15 protein-coding genes are annotated in these 16,805 nt (G+C 66.7%); all 15 read right to left on the bottom strand.

The genetic code is table 11. The features are described from left to right. Positions 1-59 precede the first annotated feature (59 nt). The 15 genes from urtD to cbiE all read right to left on the bottom strand — a co-directional run bounded on the left by urtD (position 60) and on the right by cbiE (position 16,705). Positions 60-917: an urea ABC transporter ATP-binding protein UrtD gene (urtD, locus tag KSS94_RS24050; RefSeq protein WP_217840527.1), complete on the bottom strand. Its 858-nt coding sequence runs from the start codon at positions 915-917 to the stop codon at positions 60-62. Then, the gene (urtC, locus tag KSS94_RS24045; protein WP_217840526.1) at positions 914-1,993 is read right to left on the bottom strand and encodes an urea ABC transporter permease subunit UrtC; all 1,080 of its coding nucleotides are present in this window, start codon (positions 1,991-1,993) and stop codon (positions 914-916) included. The genes urtD and urtC overlap by 4 nt, the downstream gene beginning before the upstream one ends. Then, on the bottom strand, positions 1,993-3,480 hold the full coding sequence (gene urtB, locus KSS94_RS24040) for an urea ABC transporter permease subunit UrtB (RefSeq protein ID WP_217840525.1): 1,488 nt from the start codon (positions 3,478-3,480) through the stop codon (positions 1,993-1,995). Before urtB ends, urtC begins: the two co-directional genes overlap by 1 nt. Before the next feature lie 139 nt (positions 3,481-3,619). Beyond that, on the bottom strand, positions 3,620-4,885 hold the full coding sequence (urtA, locus tag KSS94_RS24035) for an urea ABC transporter substrate-binding protein (RefSeq protein WP_217840524.1): 1,266 nt from the start codon (positions 4,883-4,885) through the stop codon (positions 3,620-3,622). Between the two features lie 272 nt (positions 4,886-5,157). Then, positions 5,158-6,564: a D-serine/D-alanine/glycine transporter gene (gene cycA, locus KSS94_RS24030; protein WP_217840523.1), complete on the bottom strand. Its 1,407-nt coding sequence runs from the start codon at positions 6,562-6,564 to the stop codon at positions 5,158-5,160. Positions 6,565-6,780: 216 nt separating this feature from the next. After that, entirely contained in the window at positions 6,781-8,145 is a 1,365-nt protein-coding gene (locus tag KSS94_RS24025; protein ID WP_217840522.1) for a PepSY-associated TM helix domain-containing protein, read from the bottom strand. A 55-nt stretch (positions 8,146-8,200) separates the two neighbouring features. Further along, positions 8,201-10,267, bottom strand: a complete 2,067-nt coding sequence (locus KSS94_RS24020) for a TonB-dependent copper receptor (RefSeq protein ID WP_217840521.1) — start codon at positions 10,265-10,267, stop codon at positions 8,201-8,203. A gap of 69 nt (positions 10,268-10,336) precedes the next feature. Continuing rightward, complete coding sequence (locus KSS94_RS24015) at positions 10,337-10,780, bottom strand: DUF2946 domain-containing protein (RefSeq protein ID WP_217840520.1); 444 nt, start codon at positions 10,778-10,780, stop codon at positions 10,337-10,339. 18 nt (positions 10,781-10,798) lie between these two features. Further along, positions 10,799-11,281 carry a copper chaperone PCu(A)C gene (locus KSS94_RS24010; protein WP_217840519.1) on the bottom strand — a complete coding sequence of 161 codons (483 nt, stop codon included), beginning with the start codon at positions 11,279-11,281 and terminating at the stop codon, positions 10,799-10,801. A 49-nt stretch (positions 11,282-11,330) separates the two neighbouring features. Then, complete coding sequence (locus KSS94_RS24005) at positions 11,331-11,720, bottom strand: DUF2946 domain-containing protein (RefSeq protein ID WP_217840518.1); 390 nt, start codon at positions 11,718-11,720, stop codon at positions 11,331-11,333. A 224-nt stretch (positions 11,721-11,944) separates the two neighbouring features. Then, on the bottom strand, positions 11,945-12,799 hold the full coding sequence (locus tag KSS94_RS24000) for an SPFH domain-containing protein (protein ID WP_217840517.1): 855 nt from the start codon (positions 12,797-12,799) through the stop codon (positions 11,945-11,947). A gap of 27 nt (positions 12,800-12,826) precedes the next feature. Further along, positions 12,827-13,264 (bottom strand): NfeD family protein, encoded by a 438-nt coding sequence (locus tag KSS94_RS23995; protein ID WP_217840516.1) that lies wholly within the window; start codon positions 13,262-13,264, stop codon positions 12,827-12,829. Positions 13,265-13,687: 423 nt separating this feature from the next. Then, positions 13,688-14,410 (bottom strand): cobalt-precorrin-6A reductase, encoded by a 723-nt coding sequence (locus tag KSS94_RS23990; protein ID WP_217840515.1) that lies wholly within the window; start codon positions 14,408-14,410, stop codon positions 13,688-13,690. Continuing rightward, a complete protein-coding gene (locus KSS94_RS23985) occupies positions 14,407-15,501 on the bottom strand; it encodes a cobalt-precorrin-5B (C(1))-methyltransferase (RefSeq protein ID WP_217840514.1) in 1,095 nt (364 codons plus the stop codon). The genes KSS94_RS23990 and KSS94_RS23985 overlap by 4 nt, the downstream gene beginning before the upstream one ends. Beyond that, complete coding sequence (gene cbiE / locus KSS94_RS23980; RefSeq protein WP_217840513.1) at positions 15,494-16,705, bottom strand: precorrin-6y C5,15-methyltransferase (decarboxylating) subunit CbiE; 1,212 nt, start codon at positions 16,703-16,705, stop codon at positions 15,494-15,496. Before cbiE ends, KSS94_RS23985 begins: the two co-directional genes overlap by 8 nt. Between the last annotated feature and the right edge of the window lie 100 nt (positions 16,706-16,805).

Genomic DNA, 16,805 nt, shown 5'->3' with positions numbered 1-16,805 from the left:
TGTTCCTGAAAGGTTGGGGTGGCAGTGCCGGCGATAGGGCCCTTGAGCCCACCCGAAGATCATCGACCGAGGTACACCTCGACCACCCGCTCGTCCGCCTGCACCTGGGCCAGCGACCCTTCGGCCAGCACGCTGCCCTGGTGCAGCACCGTCACATGGTCGGCAATGCTGCCGACAAAGCCCATGTCGTGCTCCACCACCATCAGCGAATGGGTGCCCGCCAGCGAGCGGAACAGCTCGGCGGTGAACTCGGTCTCGGCGTCGGTCATGCCGGCCACCGGCTCGTCCAGCAGCAGCAACTGCGGCTCCTGCACCAGCAGCATGCCGATCTCCAGAAACTGCTTCTGGCCATGGGACAGCAAGCCCGCCTGGCGCTGCGCCAGGGGCAGCAGGCGCAGGCTGGTGAGCACCTCTTCGATGCGCTGGCGCTGCTCGCCGCCAAGGCGCGACGCAAGGCTGGCCCACACCGACTTGTCGGCCTTGAGCGCCAGCTCGAGGTTTTCGAACACCGTCAGCGCCTCGAACACCGTGGGCTTCTGGAACTTGCGGCCAATGCCGGCCTGGGCGATCTGGTATTCGCTCATGCGGGTCAGGTCGAGGGTGTCGCCAAAGTACGCGCTGCCGGTGTCGGGGCGGGTCTTGCCGGTGATTACGTCCATCATCGTGGTCTTGCCGGCGCCGTTGGGGCCGATGATGCAGCGCAGCTCACCCACGCCGATGTACAGGTTCAGCGCGTTGAGCGCCTTGAAACCGTCGAAGCTGACGCTGATACCCTCAAGGCTCAGCACCGTGCCGTGGCGGGTGTCGAGCCCGGCCTTGCGTGGCCGGCCCAGGCCGATGGCGTCGCGGCTGCTGCCGAGGTTGTCGAACACCGGCTCCAGCATGAATTCCGGGTGTACCGGGGGCACGCCTCTCATGGCTGGCTCCTTTTCTTCACAAGCCCGACCACGCCCTTGGGCAGGTACAGGGTGACCACGATGAACAGCGCGCCGAGGAAGAACAGCCAGAACTCGGGGAACGCCACGGTGAACCAGCTCTTCATGCCGTTGACCAGCCCGGCACCGAGCAGCGGGCCGATCAAAGTGCCGCGCCCGCCAAGAGCCACCCACACGGCGGCCTCGATGGAGTTGGTCGGTGACATTTCGCCGGGGTTGATGATGCCCACCTGGGGCACGTACAGGGCGCCGGCCAGGCCGCACAGCACGGCGCTGAGCACCCATACCAGCAGCTTGAAGCCGCGTGGGTCGTAGCCGCAGAACATCAAACGGTTCTCGGCATCGCGCACGGCGGTGAGCAGGCGGCCGAACTTGCTTTGGGTAAGCCGCCAGCACAGGTACAGGCTGCCCAGCAACAACAGCACGGTCAGGCTGAACAGCACCGCCCGGGTGCCGGGCGCGGCCACGTCGAAGCCAAGGATGGTGCGAAAGCTGGTGAAGCCGTTGTTGCCGCCAAAGCCGGTCTCGTTGCGAAAGAACAACAGCATGGCGGCAAAGGTCAGGGCCTGGGTCATGATCGAGAAGTACACGCCCTTGATTCGCGAGCGGAAGGCGAACCAGCCAAACACCAGGGCCAGCAGCCCCGGCGCCAGCACCACCAGGCACAGCGCCCAGGCAAAGTGCTGGGTGCCGGCCCAGTACCAGGGCAGTTCGTTCCACGACAAAAAGGTCATGAACCCTGGCAAACCGTCACCGGCGGCCTGGCGCATCAGGTACATGCCCATGGCGTAGCCGCCCAGGGCAAAGAACAGCCCGTGCCCCAGCGACAGCAGCCCGGCATAGCCCCACACCAGGTCCAGGGCCAGGGCAACGATGGCGTAGCAGAGGATCTTGCCCACCAGGGTGAGGGTGTAGGCCGACACCTGCAGCGGGTTGTCGGCGGGCAGCAGCGACAGCAGCGGCAGGGCCAGCAGCACCAGCACGGCGAGGGCGCCTATGGCCAGGGTCAGGCGCGGCCCGGCCTTTTGCGTGGCAGTGACGATCAGTGGCTGGTTCATCAGTCGATTACCCGTCCCTTGAGGGCGAACAGGCCTTGCGGGCGCTTCTGGATGAACAGAATGATCAGCGCAAGGATGAGGATCTTGCCGAGCACCGCACCGATCTGCGGCTCCAGCAGCTTGTTGGCGATGCCTAGGCCGAACGCGGCCCACAGGCTGCCGGCCAGTTGCCCGATGCCGCCGAGCACCACCACCAGGAACGAGTCGATGATGTAGCTCTGGCCCAGGTCCGGGCCGACGTTGCCGACCTGGCTCAGGGCCACGCCGCCCAGCCCGGCAATGCCCGAACCCAGGCCGAAGGCGAGCATGTCGACGCGCCCGGTGTGCACCCCGCAGCAGGCGGCCATGTTGCGATTCTGGGTGACCGCGCGCACGTTCAGCCCCAGCCGCGTGCGGTTGAGCAGCAGCCAGGTCAGCAGCACCACCGCCAAGGCGAAGCCGATGATGACCATGCGGTTGTACGGCAGCACCAGGTTGGGCAGCAGCTGGATGCCGCCGGACAACCAGGCCGGGTTGCTCACCTCGACGTTTTGCGCGCCGAACAGCAGGCGCACCGCCTGGATCAGCATCAGGCTGATGCCCCAGGTGGCCAGCAGGGTCTCCAGTGGCCGGCCGTACAGGTGGCGAATTACCGTGCGTTCCAGTGCCATGCCCACCCCGGCGCTGACGGCGAAGGCCACCGGCAGGGCGATCAGCGGGTAGAACTCGATGGCGCCAGGGGCGTAGCGCTGCACCAGCACCTGGACCATGTAGGTGCTGTAGGCGCCGAGCATGAGCATCTCGCCATGGGCCATGTTGATCACCCCGAGCAGGCCGAAGGTGATCGCCAGGCCCAGCGCCGCCAGCAGCAGGATCGAGCCCAGCGACAGGCCGCTGAAGGCCTGGCCAAGCAGCTCGCCCACCAGCAGCTTGCGCTGCACCTGGGCCAGGCTGGTTTCGGCGGCGGTGCGCACCGCGGCGTCGCTTTCTGCGCCGGGTTGCAGCAGGGCTTCGAGGCGGGTGCGGGCCAGCGGGTCGCCGGTTTCGCCGAGCAGGCGCACGGCGGCCAGGCGCACCGCCGGTTCGCTGGCGCCCAGTTGCAGGTTGGCCAGGGCCAGGCCCAGGGCGGCGTGCACGGCGGCGTCCGGTTCGGCGGCGAAGCGCCGGTCGAGGAAGGCCATTTGCGCCGGTTGCGCGCTCTTTTGCAGTTGCTGGGCGGCGGCCAGGCGTACAGTGGCCTGCTCGCTGAGCATCTGGTGGCTGGCCAGGGCGTTGTCGATCAGCCCGCGCAGGCGGTTGTTCAGGCGCAGCTTGCGCGTGTCGCCCTCGGCGATGCGGCCTTGGCGTAGGTTTTCCAGCAGCGCCAGGCGTGCCGGTTCGGGTTGGGCGGCCCAGCCTTCGAGCAGGCGGGCCTGCTCGGCGGGCTTGGCGCCGAGAAAGAATTCGCCCTCGCTGGCGTGGGTTGCCAGGGGCAACAGCAGCAGGAGGGTTAGCAGGAATCTGAGCATGCGAGTAATCCTGGGAATCGGCGGTGGATTCTTCGCGGGTAAACCCGCTCCCACAGGGACCGCGCCGGTTTCAGACCTTGCACCGAACCTGTAGGAGCCGGCTTGCCGGCGATCGGGCCGCAAAGCGGCCCCAGTGCACTCAGTTACCTTTCACCGCGTAATCCGGCCGCTTGTCATTGCCCGGAATGAACGGGCTCCACGGCTGCGCGCGCAGCGGTTGCTCGGTTTCCCACACCACGCTGAACTGCCCGTCGTCCTGGATTTCGCCGAGCATCACCGGCTTGTGCAGGTGGTGGTTGGTCTTGTCCATGGTCAGGGTGTAGCCGGACGGTGCCTTGAAGCTTTGCCCGGCGAGTGCCTCACGTACTTTGTCGACATCGGTGGACTTGGCCTTCTCGGCAGCCTGTGCCCACATGTGGATGCCCACGTAAGTGGCCTCCATCGGGTCGTTGGTCACCGCCTTGTCGGCGCCCGGCAGGCCCTTGGCCTTGGCGTAGGCCTTCCAGTCGGCGACGAACTTCTGGTTCACCGGGTTATCCACCGACTCGAAGTAGTTCCAGGCCGCCAGGTGGCCCACCAGCGGCTTGGTGTCGATGCCGCGCAGCTCTTCTTCGCCCACCGAGAACGCCACCACTGGCACCTCGGTGGCCTTCAGGCCCTGGTTGGCCAGCTCTTTGTAGAACGGCACGTTGGAGTCGCCGTTGACCGTGGAGATGACCGCAGTCTTGCCGCCGGCGGAGAACTTCTTGATGTTGGCGACGATGGTCTGGTAGTCGGCATGGCCGAACGGGGTGTAGACCTCTTCGATGTCCTTGTCGGCCACGCCCTTGCTGTGCAGGAAGGCGCGCAGGATCTTGTTGGTGGTGCGCGGGTAGACGTAGTCGGTGCCCAGCAGGAAGAAACGCTTGGCGCTGCCGCCGTCTTCGCTCATCAGGTATTCCACCGCCGGGATCGCCTGCTGGTTGGGCGCAGCGCCGGTGTAGAACACGTTCGGCGACATCTCTTCACCCTCGTACTGCACCGGGTAGAACAGCAGGCCGTTGAGCTCCTCGAACACCGGTAGCACCGACTTGCGCGACACCGAGGTCCAGCAGCCGAACACCACCGCGACCTTGTCCTGGGTGAGCAGCTGGCGGCTCTTTTCGGCGAACAGCGGCCAGTTGGAGGCCGGGTCTACCACCACCGCTTCGAGCATTTTGCCGTTGACCCCGCCCTTGGCGTTGATCTCGTCGATGGTCATCATCGCCATGTCCTTGAGCGAGGTCTCGGAAATTGCCATGGTGCCCGACAGCGAATGCAGGATGCCGACCTTGATGGTCTCGGCGGCCTGGATGCTCCAGCTCAGGCCCATCGCCGCGATCGATGCGCTGAGGGTGAAGGCCTTGATCAGACTGCGTCGCTTCATGTGCTCTCTCCGATGAGATGGTTGTTGTTGGCAGGACGGAGATTGCAAGGGCTGTGCCGAGGGGCGCGAAGGTGCGCAATAGAAGGGCTGTGCGAGGTATTAGGGCGTTGCGGCGGGCCAGGTTGGTGCCCGTGTGTTCAGTGCGCACCGGATCGGGGCGCGTGTGATACCTGTAGGAGCCGGCTTGCCGGCGATCACCGGCGCAGCCGGTGCCAGCGTTCACCTGTGCCGGCCTCATCGCCGGCAAGCCGGCTCCTACAGGGGATGTGCCATCAGTTGCTATGCACCGCGCCACGCGCATGGCGCTTGCTGCGCACGAACTGGTAGGTCACCGCCAGCAACAAGAACCAGATCGGCGTCACCACCAGCGCCGAGCGGGTGTCGGCCTCCAGGCTCAGCAGCACCAGAATGCCGGCGAAGAACGCCAGGCACACGTAGCACATGAAGCGCCCGCCGGGCATCTTGTAGCTCGACGCTGCATGCAGCGCCGCGCGATTTTTGCGGTAGCTCAGGTACGACAGCAGGATCAGTGTCCAGACGAACATGAACAGTACCGCCGACACCGTGGTCACCAGGGTGAACGCCTCGACCACATCGGGCACCAGGTAGATCAGCACCGCGCCCAGCAGCAGGCAGGTGCAGGAGAAGTACAGGCCGTTGGCCGGCACCGAGCGGCGCGAGAGTTTTTCGAATGCTTTGGGTGCATCGCCTTCCTGGGCCAGGCCGAACAGCATGCGGCTGGTGGAGAACACGCCGCTGTTGGCTGACGAGGCCGCCGAGGTGAGCACCACGAAGTTGATGATGCTCGCCGCCGCCGGCAGGCCGGCCAGCACGAACAGCTCGACGAACGGGCTCTTGCCCGGCACCACGTCGCGCCATGGGGTGACTGCCATGATGGCGATCAGCGCCAGCACGTAGAACACGATGATGCGGATCGGGATCGAGTTGATCGCCCGTGGCAGGGTGCGCTCGGGGTTCTTCGCTTCAGCGGCGGTGGTGCCCACCAGCTCGATGCCGACGAAGGCGAACACGGCAATCTGGAAGCCCGCGAAGAAGCCCATCAGGCCGTGGGGGAACATGCCGCCGTCGTTCCACAGGTTGGCCAGCGACGCGGTGTCGCCGTTGGGCGACTGGAAGCCGGTGATGACCATGTACAGGCCGGTGGCGACCAGGCCGAGGATGGCGACGATCTTGATCAGGGCGAACCAGAACTCCATTTCGCCGAACAGCTTCACCGTCACCAGGTTCAGCGACAGCAGCACCGCCACGCAGGTCAGCGCCGGTATCCACTGCGGCAGCTCCGGGAACCAGAACTGGGTGTAGGCGGCGATCGCCACCACGTCGGCGATACCGGTGACCACCCAGCAGAACCAGTAGGTCCAGCCGGTGAAGTAGCCGGCCCAGGGGCCGAGCAGGTCGGCGGAGAAGTCGATGAACGACTTGTAGTTGAGGTTCGACAGCAGCAGTTCGCCCATGGCGCGCATGACGAAGAACAGCATGAAGCCGATGATCATGTAGACGAAGATGATCGACGGGCCGGCCAGGCTGATGGTCTTGCCCGAGCCCATGAACAGGCCGGTGCCGATGGCACCGCCGATGGCGATGAGCTGGATGTGGCGGTTGGTCAGGTTGCGTTGCAGGTGCTGCTCGTCAGCCTGCGTTGGAGTGGGTTGGGTCATTGGCTGCATTCCGTTGAGTGTCAGTCTTCTTGTACGAGGTAGCCGGGTAGGCTAACACGCCCGTTCCAGATGGGGGCGTGACAGATCGACACTGGTTTTGCAGTGCAGCTGTGCCTGTTCGTGCCCTATCGCCGGCAAGCCGGCTCCTACAGGTGATCGCATACCCCTGTAGGAGCCGGCTTGCCGGCGATAGGGCACGAACAGGCAACCACGTCTTCAGGCGCTGGCCATCACCCGGCGCCGCACCACCAGGCTATCCACCACCCACATCACCACCATCGACACCCCTACCAGCGGGAACGCCACCCCCAGTACCAGCATCACCCCCACGGCGGTCTTCCAGCGCGGCAGGTCGTGGCGCAGCGGCGGCACCCCCAGCCGGCCCTCGGGGCGGCGCTTCCACCACATCACCAGCCCGCTCGCCGAACCCAGCAGGATCATCAGGCACACCAGCAGGATGATGATCTGGTTCACCGGCCCGAACATCTTGCCTTCATGCAGCATCACCCCAAGCTCGGTGGCGCGGGCCACCGGGCTGTAGTCCTGCCAGCGCACATCGGCCAGCACCTTGCCGGTGTACTGGTCGACATGCAGGGTGGCGTCGTTGCGCGGGTCGTCGGCGAACACGGCGATGGTGAACACACCCTCGGCGCTGGTCGGGATAGTGATGCTGTAGCCGGGTTCGACCTTGCGCAGGGTGGCCACGTCCTCGACCTGCTGCAGGGTTACCTGCGGCGCGGCGGGTGTCTGGTCCATCATGTGGTGGCCGGCGTGTTCTGCGTGGGCGCCAGACACCGGCATCGGCGTGTTCTCCACCGCCCAGGGCACGGTCTGGCGGTGCGCGCTGTTGAGTTCACGCGCTTCTTTGTCGGACTTCGGCACATCGTTCCACATGGCCGCCGGGAAGCGGTTCCACAGGTCGGCATACTGCTTGCCCCACATGCCGGTCCAGGTCATGCCGCTGATCAGCATCAGCAGCAACAGGGCCGAACCCCAAAAGCCGGTGACCGCGTGCAGGTCGCGCCACAGCAGGCGCCCGCGTGCACTGAAGCGTGGCCACAGCACCCCGGCGCTGCTGCGCCCGCGCGGCCACCACAGGTACAAGCCCGAGACCACCAGCACGATGCCCCAGCCGGCGGCCAGTTCCACCAGGCGGTCGCCAACGGTGCCTACCATCAGCTCGCCGTGCAGGGCGCGGGCGATGGCCTGCAGGTTCTGCTTGCCGTCCTGCTGGCCCAGCCATCTGCCGCTGTAGGGGTCGATGAATACGTTCAGTTCGCGCCCGCCTTCGTGCACCACGAACTGCGCGCTGCGTTCGGCGTTCAGCGGTGGCAGGTACTGGCCGATGTGGCCTTTTGGGTACACCTGTTGCACCGTGGCCAGCAGGCTGTCGGCGCTCTGCCGATGTTCGCCGGCCTCGACCACCATCAGGTCGCGATACAGCAGCGGGTCGAGCTGCGGCTTGAACAGGTAGATGATCCCGGTGATCGCCAGCAGGATCATGAACGGCGCGACGAACAGCCCGGCATAGAAATGCCAGCGCCAGGCCAGGTTGTAGAACGATACCTTTGGTTTGCTCATGGAGCCTCCCGTGTTGCCAGTTGGGCGCGGTCAGGCCCGCGCCCGTTTGTTGTTGTCAGAAGCTGAAGTCGACCTTGGTCCACAAGGTGCGGCCGGGTTCGTTCACAGGTTGCGGGTCGGCCGCCGGGTAGCCGAAGCCTGCGTTGCCGGCCAGGTTCAGGTGCTCGGCGTAGGCCTTGTCGAACAGGTTGTCGACGCCGGCGCTGAGCTTGAGGTTGCGGCTGACCTTGTAGGCGCCATTGAGCGAGAACACGCCGAAGCCGCCGCTCTTCTGGTAGTCCTTGCCCACCACATTGCCCTGGTTCTCGGCGATGCGGTTCTGCGCCGCCACCACCCGCCACAGGCTGCCGACGCTCCAGGCGTCGCGGCTGTAGGTCAGGCCCAGGCGGCTTTCCAGTGGCGGCATCTGCGGCAGCGCCTTGCCATCGCTGCTGTTCTTGCCCCAGGCGTAGGCCAGGGTGGCGTCGGCCTTCCAGTTTTCGGTCAGCTTGTAGGCCGCGCCCAGTTCGCCGCCCATGATGCGCGCGTCGATGTTCTGCGCCTGGGTGCTGCTCATGCCCATCATGCCGGTGCGGTAGTCGAACAGGATGTAGTCGCGTACCTGGCCGACATAACCCGAGGCCCAGGCTTCCAGGCGCTCGCCCTGGTACTGGATGCCGAAGTCCAGCTGGGTGGTCTTCTCTGGCTTGATGCTGTCGAAGGCGTTGGTGCTGCCCGCCGGGCCCTGGTCGGGGGAGAACAGCTCCCAGTAGTCGGGGAAGCGCTGGGCGTGGCCGAGGCCGATGTAGGTGGTGGCCGGCACGGCCGCCAGGTCATGCTCGTAGCGCAAGAAGCCGCTGGGCAGGGTGTCGGCGCGGGTGTTGCCGTTTGTCGCGCTGTCGCTGCGGTAGTCCTTGGCCGAGGCGCGGTCCAGGCGGGCGCCGCTGATCAGGCGGTTATCGCCTGTGAGGAACCAGGTCAGCTCGCCGAAGGCGCCGTAGTTGTGAAAATCGGCGTCCTTGTCCCAGGGCTTGTCCTTGTAGGTGTCGATACCCATGGCGCTGCGCGCCCGGTGCTCGTTGGTCTGCGCGTCGATGCCGCTGACCAGTTGCACATCCGCCCAGCGCCAGGTGGCCTTGATGCGGGCGCCCAGGGTGCGGCGGTCGACGGCGGCGGCCATGGGGCCGGCCATCATGCCGGTGCCCGATGGGGTGCGCAGGCTGTAGTTGTCCATCACGTGGTCGGCGTAGTTGTAGTAAACCTGCGCCTCGAGCTTGTCGAGCACCTCGCCGAGGTTGGACTTTTCAAGGCGCAGGCCCAGGCTTTCGCGCTTGAACTGCGCGCCGTCCATGCCGCGCCCGGCGTAGCGGGCCTCGCCATCGCCCTTGCCGGCGGTGAGCTCCAGCAGGGTGTCGGCATCCGGGGTCCAGCCCAGGGCGACGTCGCCGTTCCACTTGTTCCAGCGTGACGGCACGGTATCGCCGTTGCCATCTTCGTAGTCATCGGAGTGCGACTGGTTGCCGACGAAGCGGGCGTAACCCAGGCTGTTGCCGACGGCGGCGTCCAGCACCTTGTCGAAGCGGCCGTTGGAGCCGGCCATCAGGCTGGCGTTGACCCGGCTGCCCAGCTCACCGAACTTCTCCGGCTCGCGTTCGAAGAGGATGGTGCCGGCCGAGCCGCCGGGGCCCCAGATCACGCTTTGCGGGCCCTTGATCACGGTGAGGCGGTCGTAGGTTTCTGGCGAGATATAGGACGTGGGGGCGTCCATGCGGTTGGGGCAGGCGCCGAGCATCACGCCGCCGTTGGTGAGGATGTTCAGGCGCGAGCCGAACATGCCGCGCAGCACCGGGTCACCGTTGGTGCCACCGGCGCGAATGGCCGAGAACCCGGGGATGGTCTTGAGGTAGTCGGCGCCGTCGCTGGCGGGCACCGGCTGGCGCGGGTCCTTGGGGTTGGTGACCACGGTCAGCGGCGAGCTGGGCGCCACGGCGGTGATCACAGTGGGGCTCAGCTCGGGCGCATCGACGTCATGGCCTTCGTGGCCGGTTTCGGCGGCCAGGGCCAGGGGCGCGAGCAGCGAGCCGCAGAGCACGGCGAGGGTGCCGCGCAGCGAAAGCGCGGATACAGGTGTACAGCTGGACATAGTGGTTCCAGTCGATCAGTCAGGCACAGGCGCGAAGCCTTTGTGGCTTCGGGCGTTTGGGGTGTGGCTTCAGGCGCTGATCGAGCGGGGTGGTGCGCGGCTGCGCGCGCCGGGGAATACAGCCTGCCGGGCATGGCCCTGGCGCGTGGCATTGGTGAGGTAAGCGGGCGGGAGCAGGCTGCCTGCGCTGAGCGGGCTGAGGGTTTGCGGCAGGGCGGGGCAGTTGAACAGCAGGCTGCAGTAGCCGCATTTTTCCCACATCACATGCAGCTGGCCATCGTTGCCGTGGCCCTGGTGATGGCCGTGCTCGCTGCCATGGGCGTGGCTGGCGGGTATCGGCATGCTCATGTCCATGGACATGTTCATGCCGGCGTGGTGCTCCATCGGCATCGACTGAGAAATCAGTGGGCCGATGAAGATCATCCACATGGCGAACAGGCTCAGCCAGCCGCCACCGACGCGCCTGCGGTCAGGGCGGGTGCTGCGGGCGGAGCTGTTGCGCGGCAGGCTCATGGCGAGCGCCAGTCAGGGTCAGTGCGTGTGTTCGTGACCTGGCTGGTCGGCTGGCGGTTGCTTCTGCACGGCGACGTCGACGGTGATGTCACCGGCTTTCTCGAAGTGCAGGGTCAGCGGGAAGCGCTTGCCATCAGCCAGCAGGCTGCGGTCCTTGGGCTGCAGGATCATCACGTGGTAGGCGCTGGGGGCGAACACCACGTCCTTGCCGGCAGGTACCGCCACGCTGGGCACCTGTTGCATCTTCATGGTGCCGCCGGCGGTCATGGCGTGTTCGTGCAGCTGTGCGTCGCTGCTGATCGGGGTGGCCACCGAGAGCAGACGGTCGTCGCTTTTGCCGTTGTTGTGCACCACAAAGTAGGCCGCCACGTTGGGCGCGTTGGGCGGCAGTTCCAGCGACCAGGGGTGGGCGATGTGCAGCTCGCCGACGCTGTATTCATGGGCAGTTGCGTAGGCGCCGGGCAGCAGCAGGGCGGCCAGTACTAGGGCTTGCTTGAGCATGGTGGTTCTCCGGTCTGTCGAGGTTCAGGCAGCAGAAAGCTTGGCGAACTCAGGCCAGCGGAGAGGCACGGGGGTTGAGCGCAGGCCATAACTGGCGCGGCGTGGGCTGGTAGTCGGCAAGGGCTGGCGCTTCGCCTGCGGGCAGCCGCGGCGGGTTGTGCAGTTGCGGCGGGTCGCCAGGCAGGGCCAGCAGGGGCGCCGCGCCCGAGCAGCACCAGCAGTTCATCATGCTGGCGCTGTCGTCGCTTTGCGGGCCGAGGTCGATCTTGGCCAGGGCCTGGACATCGACCTTGGCCTTGTTCGCCATGCTCGAACAGAAAGCGCCCCACAGCAGCTGCTCGGCCGGGCCCTTGGGCGCGGCAGAGGAGAGCGGCATGGCCAGCAGGTTGAACAGCACTGCAAGGCAGGCTATCCAGGCGATGTGCCGACGTGGGGGCATGGAGAGATCCGGTCAGGAATCGTGGTGGCTATTGTACGGCGGAGTATAGGTAAAAATGCCGGGGTGCGGTGAAGTGCCGCACCTGGGGCAATACGTCATTCCAGTGGTGACGTGGGAGCGGGCTTGCCCCGCGATAACGCCAGTCCTGGAAATGATGCTATCTGGGCGACCCTCAGCGCGGGGCAAGCCCGCTCCCACAATACCCGCTTCCGTAGCGCTGGCGATCAGGCCTTGCCGCGGCCCATCAGCCCGCGCACGGTCTCTTGCAGGTCGGCCGGCAACACCACCACCTTGGCGTTGTCGCTGCCGGCCAGGTTTTCCATGGCGCCGATGTAGCGCTCGCCCAGCAGGTACATGGCCGGCACGGTTTCGCTGCCCACCGCGTCCTTGACCAGAGTGATGGCCCGCGCCGAGGCTTCGGCCAGGTTGACCTGGGCTTCGGCATCCAGCTTGGCCGCCTGCAGGCGCGCTTCGGCCTCCAGAATGGCCGCCTGCTTGTTGCCCTCGGCGCGGGTCACGTCGGCTTTACGCTCACGCTCGGCGGCAGCCTGGCGCTCCATGGCGGTCTGCATGCTTGGCGAGGGCTTGATGTCCTGGATTTCCACCGAGCGCACGGTCACGCCCCAGTCTTCGGTCTGCTCGGACATCGCTTCGCGCAGGCGTGCCTTGATCTGCTCGCGGCTGGACAGCGCTTCGTCCAGGTCCATGGCGCCGACGATGGCGCGCAGCGAGGTCATGGTCAGGCTGGTCACGGCGAACGAGAAGTTCTGCACGCCGTACGAGGCCTTCTGCGGGTCGACCACTTTGGCGAAGCACAGGGCGTTGGCGACGATTACTGCGTTGTCCTTGGTGATGATTTCCTGCTGCTGCACGTCGAGGATGATGTCCTTGGTCGGCAGGCGGTAGGCGACCACGTCCATGTACGGGATGACGATGTTAAGGCCGGGCTTGAGGGTGCTGTGGTAGCGGCCCAGGCGCTCGACGATCCATTCTTCGCCCTGGGGCACGATGCGCACCCCCTTGAACACGGTGATCAGTACGAATGCGGCGAGGGTGCCGACGACGATGAGGCTGGTCATGTTTGCAAACTTCCTTTTAGTGCGGATTCAGGCCCGGGTGACCCGGGCGGTATTGCCTTCGATGGCGGCCAGGCGCACGCGCTCGCCGGCGGGGATGTCGCTGTCGGCGACGCAGGTCCATTCCTCGTTGCCCAGGATCGGCTTCTGGAAGCGCACCCGGCCTTTCTGGAATGGCGACACGCTGACGGTCAGCAGGCCGACCTCGCCGATCACGCTGTCGGCGGTCCAGCGCACGTCAGGCTTCTTGCTGCGGAACACCTTGAACCACAGCAGTGTGGTGAGGGACGAGAACACCACCCACAGCAGGCCCTGCATGTCGAGTTGCAGGCTGGGGGCAAGCAGGGCGATGAACGACACCAGCACGGCGCCGATGCCGAACCAGAGAATGAAGAACGTGGGCAGGACCAGTTCCAGCAGGATCAGGGCCACGCCGAAGACGAGCCAGATCCACCATTGCATTTCCATATGGGTGGGGCCTTCCAGTAGAGGGGAGGTGAGTTTACGGCAAGAGCGGTGGGTGGGGCCATGGGTTGCGCTTGCAGGTGTTAGCGTCAGGGCTGCCGGGTGCTCGCCGAAGGTTCTGCAGCGCCTACGAGACCGAGCGCCGCCCGCGCGGCGCATCGCGGGACAAGCCCGCTCCCACTTTTGTTTCGGGCCAATTATGCCTGTGCAAGTACCGGCGCCTGCCTTGGTGCATGTCTTGAGCCCGGCGAGGCGGCATTGGCGCATACGCTGAAATCGCGTTGTACAAACAAGGCGGACCAGGTGATGGCACAGGAAATACTGGCCCGAAACAAATGTAGGAGCGGGCTTGCCCCGCGATGCGCCGCGCGGGCGGCGCTCGATCTTATAGGCGCTGCAAATCTCTCGGCGAACACCTGCCAGTCATCAACGCGCCTCCAGCGCCTCCAGCAACGCTTCGGGATCTTCAAAAAACCGATCCACATCCGGCAACCGGGGCCGCCTGAGCACCAACACCGGCACCCCCCGCTCCCGCGCCACTTCAAGCTTCGGCTCGGTGGCCGCGCTGCCGCTGTTCTTGCTCACCAGCACATCGACCTGGCGCCGCTCGAACAGCGCACGCTCGTCGTCGATGTTGAACGGCCCGCGGGCACCGATCACCTCGCAGCGCTCATTGCCCGGGCAGGCTTCAAGGGCTCGCAGGGTCCAGAACTGGTGTGGCGGGATTTCGTCCAGGTGCTGCAGCGGCTCGCGGCCCAGGGTGAACAGCGGTCGCTGGAACGCTGCCAGGGCCGCGATCAACTCGTCCCAGCCCGCAACCTCGCGCCAGTCATCGCCGGGCTGCGCCTGCCACGCCGGGCGGCGCAGGGCCCAGCAGGTCACCCCGGCACTGCGCGCGGCCTGGGCGGCGTTGGCGCTGATCTGCGCGGCGTAGGGGTGGGTGGCGTCGATCAGCAGGTCGATAGCTTGCTCACGCAGGTAAGCCGCCAGGCCCTCGGCGCCGCCGTAGCCACCAACCCGCACCTGGCAGCTGAGGTCGCCGGGCACCCGCCCAATGCCGGCCAGGCTGTACACGTGTTGCGGGCCTAGCCGGCGGGCGATGGCCAGGGCCTCACTGACACCGCCCAGCAGCAGGATACGCCCGCTCATGGCACACCTGCCTGGCCGACGATGCCACCCTGGCGGTCGATGGCGAACACTTCCACTTGCACCTGGGCTGGCACCACGCTTCGGGCGAAGGCCAGGGCATGGCGGCACACTTCATCGCCGAGGGCGATGCCGGCGGCGTGGGCCAGGGCCAGGGCCTGCTGGCTGGTGTTGGCGCCGATGATCGCCTGTTGCAGCGTGGCATCGGCACCGATGCCAGCCGCCCAGGCGGCCAGTTGCGGCAGGTCGATACTGGAATGGCGGCTGTGCAGGTCCATGTGCCCGGCGGCGAGTTTGCTGATCTTGCCGAAGCCACCGCACAGGGTCAGGCGCGCCACCGGCACCTTGCGCAGGTGCTTGAGCACCGCGCCGACGAAGTCGCCCATCTCGATCAAGGCGATCTCGGGCAGGCCGTAGACCCGGCGCATGGTGTCTTCGCTGGCGTTGCCGGTACAGGCGGCGATGTGTGTGTAGCCGTTGGTGTGGGCAACGTCGATGCCTTGGTGAATCGAGGCGATGTAGGCTGAGCAGGAAAACGGTCGGACGATGCCGCTGGTGCCCAGGATCGACAGCCCGCCGAGGATGCCCAGGCGCGGGTTCATGGTCTTCAGCGCCAGGGCCTCGCCATCGCGCACGTTCACCGTCACCTCGAAACCGCCGGCATAGCCGCACTCGCTGGCCAGTTGCTGCAGGTGGTCGCCGATCATCTTGCGCGGTACCGGGTTGATCGCCGGCTCGCCGACGCCCAGTACCAGCCCGGGGCGGGTCACGGTGCCGACGCCTGTGCCTGCGACAAAGCGCACGCCGGGCTCGGCAATCAGCCGCACCTGGCTGTACAGCAGGGCGCCGTGGGTGACATCGGGGTCGTCGCCGGCATCCTTGAGGGTGCCGGCCTCGGCGCCGTCGCCGAGCAGGTGGCAGAACTCCAGGCGCATGTGCACCACCTTGCCCTTGGGCAGGGTGATGGCCACCGCATCGTTGTGCTGGCCGCTCAGCAGCAGGCGCGCCGCTGCCAGGCTGGTGGCGGTGGCGCAGCTGCCGGTGGTCAGGCCGCTGCGCAGCGGCGCTGGCTGTTCGCGGGTTTCTTCACGCATCGGCGGGCTTTACCACGTCCAGCAGGGTGATCGGCAAGGCCTGGCGCCAGGTATCGAAAGCCCCCAGCGGCTGGGTGTGGGCGATGTGGATGCGGGTCAGCTCGCCGCCGTGGAGGTCGCGAAACTGCGCCAGCATCACTTCGCTTTGCAGGGTGACAGCGTTGGCCACCAGCCGCCCGCCCGGGCGCAGCCGCTCCCAGCACAGGGCCAGCACGCCTTCGCCGGTGACGCCGCCGCCGATGAAGATCGCATCGGGGTGCTCAAGCCCTTGCAGCGCCTGTGGTGCCTTGCCGCGCACCAGTTGCAGGCCGGGCACGCCCAGTGCATCGCGGTTGTGTTCGATGAAACCCTGGCGCCCTTCGTCGGCCTCGATGGCCAGGGTTCGGCAGCTGGGGTGGGCGCGCATCCATTCGATGCCGATCGAGCCGCAGCCGGCACCCACGTCCCATAACAGCTCGCCGGGTTGTGGCGCCAGGCGCGCCAGGGTGATGGCGCGTACATCGCGCTTGGTCAGTTGGCCATCGTGGCGAAAGGCGCTGTCGGGCAGGCCGCTGGTGCGATGCAGGCGTTGGGCGTCGGGGCTGGCCAGGCACTCGATGGCCACCAGGTTGAGGGCGGCGATATCGCTGTGCGGCCAGCCGTCGGCGCTGCCGGCCAGTTGGCGTTCGTCGGGGCCGCCCAGGTGCTCGAACACCCTCAGCTGGCTGGGGCCGAAGCCACGCTCGCGCAGCAACGCGGCGATGGCAGCGGGGCTGTGCTGGTCGTTGCTCAGCACCAGCAGGCGCAGGCCGCTGTAAAGGTGGGCGTTGAGCGCGGCCAGCGGGCGCGCTACCAGCGACACCACCTGCACGTCCTGCAACGGCCAACCCAGGCGGGCTGCAGCCAGGGCGCAGGAGGAGGGCATCGACAGCACCTGCATTTCGTCGGCCGCTACCTGGCGCGCCAGGCTGGCGCCGACGCCGTAGAACATCGGGTCGCCGCTGGCCAGCACGCACACCGGCTCGCCGCGCAGGGCCAACACTTCGGCCAGGGAGAACGGGCTTGGCCAGGGCAGGCGCTCGCCGGTGACGCAGCGTGGCAGCAGGGCCAGCTGGCGCGGGCTGCCGAAGATGCGCGTGGCCGACAGCAGCGCACGCCGGGCCTGCTTGCCCAGGCCGCTGAAGCCGTCTTCGCCGATGCCTGTAACTGTGAGCCAGGGGGCCATGGTGTCCTCATGTACCGAATGGGGGCGCTGTGCGCCCCTTTCGCGACACAAGGCCGCTCCTACAGAGTGCGCGCAGCCTGTAGGAGCGGCCTTGCGCCGC

The organism is Pseudomonas fakonensis (assembly GCF_019139895.1).
Taxonomy (GTDB): Bacteria; Pseudomonadota; Gammaproteobacteria; order Pseudomonadales; family Pseudomonadaceae; genus Aquipseudomonas; species Aquipseudomonas fakonensis.
Note: the sequence above shows the minus strand (reverse complement) of the source record. Positions and strands in the feature narration are given on the sequence as shown.